Origin of the sequence: Gracilibacillus caseinilyticus (assembly GCF_022919115.1) — a bacterium.
GTDB lineage: Bacteria > Bacillota > Bacilli > Bacillales > Amphibacillaceae > Gracilibacillus > Gracilibacillus caseinilyticus.
Genome location: NZ_CP095072.1, coordinates 1,603,087 through 1,615,566 on the forward strand (window position 1 = coordinate 1,603,087; position 12,480 = coordinate 1,615,566).

General features: G+C 39.2%; 9 protein-coding genes. 7 read left to right on the forward strand and 2 right to left on the reverse strand.

The genetic code is table 11. The annotated features are described in order from the left end of the window. Positions 1–287: 287 nt before the first annotated feature. Positions 288–1,640 (reverse strand): hypothetical protein, encoded by a 1,353-nt coding sequence (locus MUN88_RS07755; protein WP_244722999.1) that lies wholly within the window; start codon positions 1,638–1,640, stop codon positions 288–290. A 162-nt stretch (positions 1,641–1,802) separates the two neighbouring features. On the opposite strand from MUN88_RS07755, the gene MUN88_RS07760 reads away from it, so the two are divergent. From MUN88_RS07760 to MUN88_RS07770, 3 genes are all read left to right on the forward strand, one after another. Next, positions 1,803–2,558: a DeoR/GlpR family DNA-binding transcription regulator gene (locus MUN88_RS07760; RefSeq protein WP_244723002.1), complete on the forward strand. Its 756-nt coding sequence runs from the start codon at positions 1,803–1,805 to the stop codon at positions 2,556–2,558. Further along, positions 2,555–3,481 carry a 1-phosphofructokinase gene (gene pfkB / locus MUN88_RS07765; protein ID WP_244723005.1) on the forward strand — a complete coding sequence of 309 codons (927 nt, stop codon included), beginning with the start codon at positions 2,555–2,557 and terminating at the stop codon, positions 3,479–3,481. Before MUN88_RS07760 ends, pfkB begins: the two co-directional genes overlap by 4 nt. A 170-nt stretch (positions 3,482–3,651) precedes the next feature. Then, positions 3,652–5,526 (forward strand): PTS fructose transporter subunit IIABC, encoded by a 1,875-nt coding sequence (locus MUN88_RS07770; protein WP_244723008.1) that lies wholly within the window; start codon positions 3,652–3,654, stop codon positions 5,524–5,526. A gap of 319 nt (positions 5,527–5,845) precedes the next feature. Here the strand turns inward: MUN88_RS07770 and MUN88_RS07775 are convergent, their stop codons facing one another. Next, entirely contained in the window at positions 5,846–7,072 is a 1,227-nt protein-coding gene (locus tag MUN88_RS07775; RefSeq protein ID WP_244723010.1) for a helix-turn-helix domain-containing protein, read from the reverse strand. A gap of 156 nt (positions 7,073–7,228) precedes the next feature. On the opposite strand from MUN88_RS07775, the gene MUN88_RS07780 reads away from it, so the two are divergent. The 4 genes from MUN88_RS07780 (at position 7,229) to MUN88_RS07795 (ending at position 12,415) form a co-directional block, all read left to right on the forward strand. After that, on the forward strand, positions 7,229–8,542 hold the full coding sequence (locus tag MUN88_RS07780; protein WP_244723012.1) for an ABC transporter substrate-binding protein: 1,314 nt from the start codon (positions 7,229–7,231) through the stop codon (positions 8,540–8,542). 66 nt (positions 8,543–8,608) lie between these two features. After that, positions 8,609–9,508, forward strand: coding sequence for a carbohydrate ABC transporter permease (locus MUN88_RS07785; RefSeq protein WP_244723014.1), 900 nt, complete (start codon positions 8,609–8,611; stop codon positions 9,506–9,508). After that, positions 9,508–10,332: a carbohydrate ABC transporter permease gene (locus tag MUN88_RS07790; RefSeq protein ID WP_244723016.1), complete on the forward strand. Its 825-nt coding sequence runs from the start codon at positions 9,508–9,510 to the stop codon at positions 10,330–10,332. The genes MUN88_RS07785 and MUN88_RS07790 overlap by 1 nt, the downstream gene beginning before the upstream one ends. A gap of 43 nt (positions 10,333–10,375) precedes the next feature. After that, positions 10,376–12,415 (forward strand): beta-galactosidase, encoded by a 2,040-nt coding sequence (locus MUN88_RS07795; RefSeq protein WP_244723018.1) that lies wholly within the window; start codon positions 10,376–10,378, stop codon positions 12,413–12,415. Positions 12,416–12,480: the final 65 nt, after the last annotated feature.

Below are 12,480 nucleotides of genomic sequence, written 5' to 3' on the forward strand. Positions count from 1 at the left end.
GCACTTCCCTTAAGCGTAGGAAATATGCGGAGACTCCCGTGGGATCAGCACGAGCTGAAGATCCACTTAGGAAAGAAAAGAATTTTCTTTCCTAAGTTAGCTGAAGCCGTGCCCCACAGGACGCGGAGCATATTTCCGGAGCTTTGCTACGCATTTATTAACTATCAAAATTACCACATCTTATTACAGTTCTACTTTACATAATCCGTATTATAGGTAGCTATATACTTCAGTTAGGTAGGAATTTATCAATGATTCAACAAAAGCTCGGTCAGCGGAAAACTGGCTTATATACATATATAAGCCAACAATATTCCAAGTGCACCGAATACCGCCGAGTAAATCAAATTGTAATAAGTGATATAATACGGACTTTGCTTCAGGCTCATGGATGTAATGGTGACGACCAGGCCATAAGTTCCGATTGGTACTGTAGATACACCGCCAATAATTAAGCTGACAGCAAGACTTAACGGACTGAGAATATCCATTAGCATCGTACTTATTCCGCTCAAAATCCCCATTGTTGCGACAGGATGGACGCCGAACATACTTAAAATAACAAACAAGAGTTGGATCATGATTAAAATCAAAATTGGATAATCGGATACATAAATAATCGGGTCCTGCAGCATCAATAAAGCGGGTGATTCGTTCAAGGTATTGGTAAAAAGAGCAAGTGTGATAAATAGCACCACGAAATTATCCATATGATTAACGCTGTTTTTCCATCGATTCCATCCGATAGTCCAGAAGCTTTGCCATCTGCCAATTACAAGTGCCCATAAAGAGGCAAAAGGAAAAACGAGTAAGGTAACTGAGACGATAAATTCCACGTCAAAAATAGTCCCTATTAAAATAACGAGTAATAAAAAAGAACATAAAGCAACCACTAATTGAAAAATTTTTGACCGATTTTGACCGTTTTGCTTTCCGACGTTTGCTTGCTCTTGGACTGGATAAGCATATTTTTTGAAATAAAGTCTTCCCCATACACTGTCTAATACATACATCACAATGGTGATCAACACCATTAACGGCATCAAAGTCGTATAGCTTACCCCTGTGATAAAAATCCCCATAGCTAGCAATACCTCTAAAGGACTCCAGGGTAATGCCAATGAATAGCCTCTTAAAGTTGTCATCATAATAAACTTATTAGCAGTCTTTTTTACTACGGGCTTCAAGTTATCCACTAATACATCTTGTGCAATGGTAGCAGAAGATACATTTAAGAATGCGGTTAAAGACATCATAGTAGTCGTACTTCTTTGATAAAGCTGTCCTAAATCTTTGACGTTCCCTCTTAATAAGTGCTGCATTAACCGATCGTAACGGCCAGCAGTTACGATACTGTTCATCCATGGCAAAACAGCCAGAAGTGTTAATAGCGACAGGTTATCCCCAAGCAAGGGAATCACTTGATTGACCGATAAATCAGCTGAAAAATACAAGGCTATGCCCGCAACTGTAAAGAAAACGCCAAGTATTTGAAATAACCTTGATGCTCTTTTGAAGCTGATCAAAAGCATAATGAAGGAAAGTACGCCTAAACAATAGGCAAGAATATCACTCGGGAAAAAGATAGAAAAGATATGTAATGTAAAAACAGCTGTTAAAAACAAAAATAAATATGGCATAGTAGCCCTTCTTTCCATTTAATCTCTAGTTAGCATAACATAATTTACCTGCATACGATTGATTGTTTTTGATCGAAAGTGATTGACAATGACTGTTTTTGGTTGTATATTGAGTGTAAGCGATTAACAAATAAGTGATTTTACAGATAAAGGATGATCCATTTGTTGACCATAGAACGCCAAGATTTAATTCTATCCCTTTTGAAAAAACAAGAAGTCGTGACTGTTAAACAATTCTGTGAAGCGGCCAATGCTTCTGAATCAACGATCCGTAGAGATTTAACAGAGTTAGAAAAAAAACAATATATCAAACGTGTACATGGAGGTGCATCTCTTTTAAAAAAGACAAGGGAAGAGCCGACTATACTAGAAAAATCAACACGGCATCAGCAGGAAAAAAGCATGATTGCGCAAAGGGCAGCATCTTTTGTTGAGCAAGGAGATACGGTGTATCTTGATGCGGGAACCTCCACGATGGAATTAATTCCATTTTTGGAGAATAAGGAGGTTGTCGTTGTCACAAATGGTATCCCACATGTGCAGCTTTTAACCGAGAGAGGTATTGAGACATATGTCATTTCTGGAAAAGCGAAAAAGGGAACGGCAGCATTGATTGGTACAAAAGCAGTAGATGCAATTAAAGAATTTCATTTTGATAAATGTTTTCTCGGGATCAATGGAATTCATCTTGAGCAAGGATTGACAACACCAGATCCAGAGGAAGCAAGTGTGAAACGGACAGCCATTGCACAATCACAGGCGAGTTATATTTTAGCAGATCCATCAAAATTTGGAGAAGTTGCATTTGCAAATGTGGCACAGCTTTCAGAAGTTAGCATTATCACAACGAATGGTATCTCACAAGAGCAGCTAAGAGAAATACGCAAGCAATCAACGTTGGAGGTAGTAGAGATATGATTTATACCATTACATTAAATCCGGCAATTGACTATGTCGTAAAGATGGATTCCTTCGAACAAGGAGGAATCAACCGTAGCGAATATGATTACAAAGAAGCAGGGGGTAAAGGAATCAACGTGTCACGCGTCCTTCATCAATTTGGTCAGTCCTCCACAGCACTAGGATTTGTCGGTGGGTTTACTGGTAAATTTATCACCGATAGTTTAACAGAATTGAAGATTCCTTATGACTTTGTTCAGTTGCAGCAAGATACTCGAATTAATATAAAAATAAAAACAGAAACGGATGAAACAGAAGTAAATGGTCTTTCGCCAGCAATTGGAGAAGCAGAATATCAAGCATTACTGGCCAAGCTAAAGCAATTAAAAGAGGGAGATATCGTGGTCCTGGCAGGCAGTTTACCACATTCCCTTTCCAAAACAGTATATCGTCAAATGGTGTCGTTGCTGAACGAACAAGGAGCAATAGCAGTATTAGATACAAGTGGCACACCGTTAAAGGAAGCTATTCAGGCTAGTCCTGTTTTTATCAAGCCAAACCATCATGAACTAGCGGATTTGTTTGATGAAGAAGTTCGTGATGATTATGATATTGTCCAGTTAGCAAAACGTCTGCATCAGGATTACGGCATTAATCATGTCTTAGTATCCATGGCAAAAGCAGGTGCCATCTATGTAGGGGATAGCGGTGTATTCAAGCTCCTTGCACCAAAGGGTAAAGCCGTTCATTCTGTCGGTGCAGGAGATTCAGCAGTAGCGGGTTTTATCTGCAAATGGTACGAAACAACAGATGCTCGGAAAGCTGCAGCTTATGCCATTGCTGCTGGCAGTGCTACCGCATTTTCTAAGACACTGTGTACGAAAGCGGAAACGGATGTACTCTTACAACAAGTGGAAGTAATAGATTTATCACGGCGCTAACCGTCCGTAATACCCCCACTTCAAGATGAGAGAGATAAATAGGAAGCGAAGTGGGGGATAAACGGACGATAACTTCCTGATAAGTTTCGCTAGCAATCAGTGGGAGTCAAAATCCCCACTGATTGAAGTCTCACTTTATAAAATTTGCATCAAGAAAGGATGAATAATGGATGAGAATTACAGAACTGCTCCGTAAAGAGCTGATTATTCTAGACGCAGAAGCAGAGACGAAAGAGCAGATTATTGATGAGTTAGCAAACCAGCTTGGCAACAATCATTATTTAAATGACCAGCAACAGTTCACACAGGCAATTTGGGATCGTGAAAACCAGACAAGTACCGGGATTGGTGATCATGTTGCAATTCCACATGCCAAGACAAAAGCGGTCTCTAAGCCGGCGATTGCTTTTGCCAGATCCAAGCAAGGAATGGATTATGATTCATTAGATGGTCAGCTAAGTCATTTGTTTTTTATGATTGCCGCAAGTGAAGGTGCCAATAATGATCATTTGCAAACTCTATCAAGATTATCGACGTTGTTAATGGATGAAAGTTTTCGCATCCAATTAATGGAAGCTAATTCCAGAGATGAAATTATAAAAGTAGTAGATGCAAAGGAACAAGAAAAATTGGGTGAAGATGATACAGCCAATAACATCTCTAGCCAAGAAAAAGGGCCAGAGATTTTAGCAGTTACTGGTTGTCCGACTGGAATTGCGCATACGTATATGGCTGCAGATGCATTAAAAGATAAAGCAAAAGTGTTAGGTGTCTCGATAAAAGTAGAGACTAATGGTTCAGATGGTGTCAAAAACCGTTTGACCGCAGAAGAAATTGAGCAGGCAAAGGCGATTATTGTTGCCTCTGATACAAAAGTAGAAATGGACCGTTTTGCTGGAAAACAAGTTTTACAAAAAGCAGTTACAGATGGGATTAGAAAGCCTGAAGAGTTAATTCAAACGGCATTAAATGGAGAGGCACCTGTCTACCAAAGTGAGGGCAGTAGTGAAAGTTCAAGCTCAGGAGGCAGCGGATCAGGATTTTATAAGCACTTGATGAATGGTGTTTCCAATATGCTTCCGTTCGTCGTTGGTGGCGGTGTACTCATTGCGATTTCCTTTTTCTTTGGTATTCATTCAGCTGAACAGGGGCATGAACAATATAATGAATTTGCCGCCGCTTTGAAGGCGATTGGCGGTGAATATGGCTTTGGCTTAATGGTCGCTGTCTTAGCTGGCTTTATCGGGATGAGTATTGCGGATAGACCTGGTTTTGCACCAGCGATGATCGGTGGTTTTATGGCATCGAGCGGTAATGCAGGATTTTTAGGTGGTTTGGTTGCAGGTTTCTTAGGTGGTTATGTCGCATTACTTGTAAAACGACTGCTTAAAGGCTTGCCGAAATCATTTGACGGGATTAAAACGATCCTTTTCTATCCTGTGATGAACATCTTTATTACCGGACTCATTATGTATGTACTGATTGAACCAATGGCCTCCATTATGTCAGGACTGGAATCTTGGCTTGGTGGATTAACTGGAGCTAACGCCTTATTACTTGGACTGATTTTAGGTGGAATGATGGCGGTGGATATGGGTGGACCTATTAACAAAACGGCTTTTACGTTTGGGATTGCCATGATCGAGGCTGGCAACTTAGGCCCGCATGCAGCGGTAATGGCAGGTGGTATGGTACCACCATTAGCCCTTGCACTGGCAACAACCTTTTTCCGTAATAAATTTACCAAAGAAGAACAAGACGCTGGAAAAACCAATTATGCCTTAGGTGGATTTTTTATCACCGAAGGAGCGATTCCGTTTGCCGCCGCAGATCCTGGACGTGTTATTCCTTCGATAGTAGTAGGTTCTTCCGTTGCTGGTGGATTATCGATGCTGTTTGGCGTAGGATTACCAGCTCCGCATGGTGGCGTGTTTGTTATTCCGGCAGTAGAAGGAAGTGGCTGGTTGTATCTGCTTGCTATTCTAATTGGAGCAGTTATTTCAGCTTTAATGATCGGATTTTGGAAGAAGCCACTTCAAAAATAACCAGAGTGAAAAGCTATTCCGTAGTTGCGGAATAGCTTTTTTACTAAGAGGATGTTCAAAAAGTCCGGGAAAAACGCGGTGGACTTCTGCGTTGGCTTGCTTCTCCGTTCCTCATGTAATGATAAGCATACATTCCGGTACCATAAGCTACGCCATCTTGAAGGTCTTTGCGCTATTTGTCCTCCTTTTTGAACATGCACTATAAGAAAGCATAAAAAGGAAAGGATTTGTACCTATATTTAAGATGAATGGCCGTGTCCAGACATGTGCGAAAGTCATCATCGGCTGGCAAACTCACTAGGTGCTTACGCTTATCTTACTATATTAAAGGTTTTTGCAAGAATTGTCGTGGGGTCATTTTGGTATGTTTTTTAAAGATTTTTGTAAAATAGCTTTGGTCAGAAAAATTTAACAAACTGCAAATTTGAATGAGAGTATAGTCGGAATAAAACATGAGCTTTTTGGCTTCATCGATCTTTACTTTTTGAATATAAGAACTGATAGAAATACCTACTTCTTTCTTAAATAAATTGGACAAGTATTTTTTATTTATCTTCATGTCTTCTGCTAGTTTAGCTAATCCAAGTTCTTTGTCGTATAAATGTTTGTATATATGTGCCTGACATTGACTGATTACTTTGGTGTATTTCAGTTTTTTGCTTTTTGCCACTTTTGCCGCAAATTCATACATAATTTCTTCTTTTAATTTTATGACGCGATCGGGAGTAGTGAGCCCTTCGGATTGCTGAATGAATGCATCTCCTAATGAATAAGCAATCTCAGGGTGAACACCTCCTCGGATTGCTGCCCGTGTAGCCTGGGTAACAAGGGCGATAGTTAAGTTTTGTTGATTTCGTAATTCACTTCTTGTGGAAAGAATAGCATGTTCGAAATCAGGTCTAGTTGTAAATGCTTTAAAATAAGGTATAACTTCGGAAATATTACCATCTTCAACAAACTGGTAACATTTCCTTTCCAGTAACGGATCATGGTGAAAAGATGCGTTTTGTCTTTTCTGATCAATATATTGAATATGTTTTGGCATTTTCTCACCGTTTATATCCTCATCTAATACAGGCAGTTGCTGATCCAGGCTTATTTGTTCATGGAATAATAAATAATAAATTAAATTACTACTTTTAAGTAACTTGGTTCGATCGATGACAGGCAGTGATAAGTAATAATCCTCCATTTCGTCTAGAAGGTACTTTTTTTGCAAATGAGAAAGTAACTGTTCGATGGCGATGCTTTTGGGCTCGGGATAAACAGTCGGGCCAATAATCAGCCACCCCTTTTCGTTGTGATGATCAAAAGGTATACTAACTATTTTTTCAGAGTAGTCTGTTTCAATCAAGCTGCTCTGTTGCCTGAGAAGACAAATAGTTTCAATAAAACCCCGAATTTCTGAGAAAAGCGGATTTAGCGGAAAGTTTTCTGGTATGCAATTAAACTTACTTTGGTCATTGATGATCATAATAGGAATGCCCATCGTTTCATAGGCCGTATGCAAAAGTGTTTCTTTATCTGTGATGAATGTATCGAACATAATTTACCCTCCAGACAATATTGATGTAAGCGCAAACAATAAAAATGAATAAATACCAAATTAGTACTATATATACCATTATTCATTGTTTGGCTGTCTTATACTAGTCGCAAGTTACTTAAATAGTAACGTACAAAAACCAAGGGGTGATTAGTGATGAAGAAACATTATTGTACTGTTTTTCTTATTACTGTAATGGTTTTAATTTTGACAGCATGTGGTGGTACGGGGGAAAGTGCAGCAGATGTATCGATTCCGGATAATCCGGAAGACGTAGAAGGAGATGTTACTGTTTGGGCTTGGGCCTTGGAGGCAAACTACTTGGAAAAAGATGTGCTTCCAGCATTTGAAGAGAAATATCCCAATGTCAACGTAACGATTGAACATATTGGAGTCGATCAAGTGTATCAAAAGGTAAGCGCTGGATTATCCAGTGGGGGAAGCGGATTACCAGACGTTGTTCAAGTGGAGAATAATCGGATTCATTCTTTTACCGAACAATTTCCAGATGCATTTACGAATTTAAGTGCGTTAGGCTATGACGAGCATGAAGATAAATTTGCAGAAGCGAAAATATCAGGATTAAAAGATAGCGATGGAAATATTATAGCAATGCCTCGAGATTTGGGGCCAGTTGCAGTCCTGTACCGTACGGATATTTTTGAAGAGGCGGGAGTCGATCCCGTAAGTATTAAAACATGGGATGACTATATTGCAGCTGGTAAAAAGGTAGTAGAGCAAACCGGCAAATACTTTTTAGGTACGGAGGGAGACGGTATATTAAGAATTATGATGCAACAGCAAGGCAGCTATTATTTTGATGAGGAAGGTAACTTAGATATAACATCCGAAGCTGGGGAAAAAGCCGCAAATGTATTACAGCAGATGAAAGATAATGATTTAATTACTTATACAAATAACTGGGATGGGCAAGTGGCAGCCATGAAGAATGGGGAAGTGGCGACACATCCAGGTGCAGTTTGGTGGAGTGGTACGATGATTGAGCAAATGCCTGAACTTGCTGGAAAATGGGATATGTTCAAGCTTCCAGCCTTTGAAGAAGGAGGAACCCGTGCTTCCAATGATGGTGGCTCTGCGTTGGCTATCCCTTCTGAATCTGATAATAAAGCGGCAGCATATGTGTTTGCAGAATTTGCTACGACCGATGTAGATTCGCAGATTAAAGCATTGACAAATAGAGGACTGTTTCCAGCTTTAACAGCGGCATATGAGGAGCCGGTTTTCTCTGAGGAACAGGAATATTTTAATAATCAGCCTTTCTTCAAAAAATTTGCTGATATTGTTCCGGAAATTCCTGCCGTCAATCATGATGGTGCTGAACTAGAGGTGCGATCGGTTATGGGTAGTGAAATAGAAGCCTTTTTGTTAGATGATAAGCCCGCGATGGATATGTTGACGGATGGGGAGAAACAGGCAGTACAGCAAACGGGGAAGGAAACGACAGAATAAATAAGAATACCTTGCTTATGTGCTTGCATAAGCAAGGTGAAATCTCTAAGGAAGAGAGGGATGAACATGACCAGTACCACAAAAAGGTTAGAAGCAAGCAAAACGAAAAAAGGATTTATTACTCCTAAAACGGCACCATATATTTTCGTTTTTCCTGCATTATTATTGTTTCTGACTTTTACGGTTTATCCGATTATCGCATCATTCTTATTAAGCTTTCAGACCAGGATTAGTGGTGTGTATTCGTTTACTGGGTTGGATAATTATATTCGATTATTTAGCGATCCTGTTTTCTATAAAGCTTTGGGTAATACGTTTATTATTTTGCTTGTGCAGGTGCCTATTATGTTATTTCTTGCTGTTATCTTGGCAGTGTTGTTACAATCAAAACTTTTAAATATCAGAGGATTCTATCGAGTTTCTTTTTTTACACCTGCCGTTACTTCATTGGTAGCTGCGTCGATTATATTTATCTTGCTCTTAAATACTGATTATGGTCTTGTCAATTATATTTTGACATCGTTAGGGATGGAACGTGTTCCGTGGCTGAGTGATGGGATTTGGGCAAAGATTTCGTTAATTATGGTAACCACGTGGCGATGGACTGGATACAACATGGTCATTCTGCTTGCTGGATTGCAGAACATTTCTAATGATCTATACGAAGCAGCCAGTATTGATGGAGCAAGCAGTATCAAAAAGTTTTTTCATATTACGATTCCGCAGTTAAAGCCTGTTTTGTTATTTTGTTTTGTGTTATCCACGATCGGATCGTTTCAGTTATTTGATGAACCGTATAACTTAACAGGTGGGGGACCTAATAATGCCACGCTGACGATCACCTATTATTTATATAACCAAGGTTTTGGCTATTTTGATTTTGGTTATGCATCTGCTATTGCATATGTGATTGTGTTGTTTATTGCTGTGCTATCGTGGCTTCAATTTAAGGTGGTGAAAGAATAATGAATAATATCTATGTAAAAAAATCATTATTGCATTTTATTCTGATTGTAGGTGTTGTGATTTCTTTAGGGCCTTTTTATTGGATGATTGTAGGAGCGACGAATCCATCAGGTGAAGTGTTAAGCTTTCCTCCCACGATCGTACCTGGAAATTATCTGATTGAAAATCTCAAGAACTTAAGCGAAGCTATTCCAATTCTCAAAGCTTTGTTCAACTCTGCCTTGATAGCTGTTTTTTTTGTTGGAGCTAGTTTGCTTGTTTGTTCGGCAGCTGGCTATGCATTTGCAAAATTTAAGTTTAAAGGAAGTAATGTGATTTTTTCTAGCTTCTTATTGGCGATGATGATTCCTTACCAGGCAACCATCATTCCGCTCTTTCAAATCTTTGGTGCATTGGACTGGATTAATACTTATCAAGCTGTTATTTTGCCGCAAATCTGTTATCCATTTGCGATCTTCTTAATCAGACAGAATATGAAGGGTATCCCAGATTCTATGATTGAAGCAGCTAGAATTGATGGCGCAGGGGAGATCAGCATCTTTTTTAAATTAGCATTACCAACCATGAAGCCGGCACTAGCTGCAGTGGGCATTTTTTTATTCACACATCAATGGAATAATTTTATGTGGCCCCTAATTGTCATGACATCAAGTGATAAGTATACATTACCTGTTGCTTTATCAACGTTAGCAGGATTGAATTCAGTCGATTACGGGCAATTAATGCTAGGGACAGCTATTTCGGTATTGCCAATTATGGTCGTATTCTTATTCTTGCAGAAGCATTTTGTTTCTGGCATATTAGGTGGTTCTGTTAAAGAATAATGATAATATAGTATTCACTTACTAACGAAAAGGAGCATCAAGTATGAAAGACATTATTAACGAATCAGCAATTACACTAGGAGTCTGTTACTACCCGGAACATTGGTCAGATGACTTATGGGAAAGCGATTTCGAAAGAATGAAAGCGTTAGGCTTTCGTTATGTCAGAATGGCGGAGTTTGCCTGGACAATATTTGAGCCCAGTGAAGGAGAATTTGACTTTAGTTTATTTGATAAAGCGATCAATCTAGCTGGAAAGTATGACTTGAAAGTAATTCTTGGTACACCTACTGCAACACCTCCTGTCTGGTTAACAGAAAAGTATCCGGAAGTTTTAAATGTTTCTCAGGGTGGTATCACTTATCGTCATGGCTCTCGCCGTCATTATAATTATAACTCTGATAAATATCGTAAACTGTCTGCAAGAATCGTAACGAAAATGGCAAAGCATTACCATAATAATAAAAATGTCGTTGGCTGGCAAATTGATAATGAAATAAATTGTGAGATTAGCGTGTTTTATTCGGATGCTGACCATGAAAAATTTCGCCAATGGCTGCAGGAGAAATATCAATCCTTGGATGCGTTAAATGAAGCTTGGGGTACTGTGTTTTGGAATCAAACGTACACGGATTGGAATCAGGTCTATTTAACAAGACCAACTGTCAATGATTCACAAAATCCACATCACGCGCTGGACGAAAAACGCTTTATTTCGGATAGTACCATAGCCTTTGCCAAAATGCAGGCAGATATTATTCGCAGCTATACCAAGCAGCAGTGGGTAACAACGAATGGTATGTTCGGACATTTGGATAATCACAAATTGACGCAGGATATATTAGATTTCTATGCATATGATTCTTATCCGAATTTTAATAAAATTATCGAGGATACCTCCGTTAAGCCATTACAGGATCGTAAATGGAGTCTCAACTTAAGTACAGTAAGAAGTCTTGGTGGTCCTTTTGCGATATTTGAACAACAGGCAGGTCCTGGTGGCTGGGTCAATCGTATTGAGCAGCCCACTCCTAAACCAGGTCAATTACGATTGTGGACGTATCAGTCCCTTGCCCATGGTGCAGATATGATCCTCTATTTCCGTTGGAGAACAGCGACGAAAGGTTCTGAAATTTACTGGCATGGCATCAATGATTATCATAATTTACCTAATCGCCGAATTGCTGAGATTGAGCAAATAAGTCAAGAAATTCAGAAGATTGGAAACGATTTAATTGGTGCTAGCTACGAAGCCAATGTGGGCATTTTGACTGATTATGATAATGAATGGGATGGAGAAGAGGATGTTTGGTATGGTTCATTTCTAAGTAAGAGCAAAGAGGCATGGTTCAAAGCCTTCCAATATAATCATATTCCAGTAGATATTTATGATCTGCGTGAAACAACAACGCTTGAAGAATTAGCAAAATATCAAGTACTAGTGTATCCACATGCTGCTATATTGACAGAAAAAACAGCTGCATTGCTGGAGGAATATGTGGTACAAGGTGGTAAGATAGTCTTTGGCTGCCGCACAGGATACAAGGACAAAACAGGTCAGCCATATATGATGGCTTTTCCTGGTTATATTAAAGACCTAGTCGGAGTCACAGTGGAAGATTATACATTGCTGAACAGTTTGCAACCGGCACCTACAGTACAGCTGTTTGGCCGGGAAAAAATCGAAGTTCATGGATTCAATGAAGTGTTGCACAAAGAAAAAGATGATGTAGCGTTCCTGGGTTATTACGGCAATGCCTATTATGCCAACAAACCAGCCTTGGCACGTAGAAGTCATGGAAAAGGCAGCGCCTATTATTTTGGTGGAGTATTTGATTTCGAGGTTGCGAACGCCATTTTAGAGGATTTGAATGTAACGGATTATCGTAATGAATTTGATCTTACCGATAGTGTGGAGCTTGCAGTACGTAAGAAAAAAGATAAGACTTATTATCTGCTGTTAAATTTTGTGGATAGCAAACAACATGTATATTTGAAGAGAAGTATGCGTGATTTGATTAGTGGAAAGCAATTAAGTGGTGAAATAGAAATAGATGGGTATGATGTGTTTATTTTGGAATAGATAGGGGGAGGCGCTTTGATAAGAGCGCCTTTCAACTATTTGTTTATTTTACAAATGTATATATT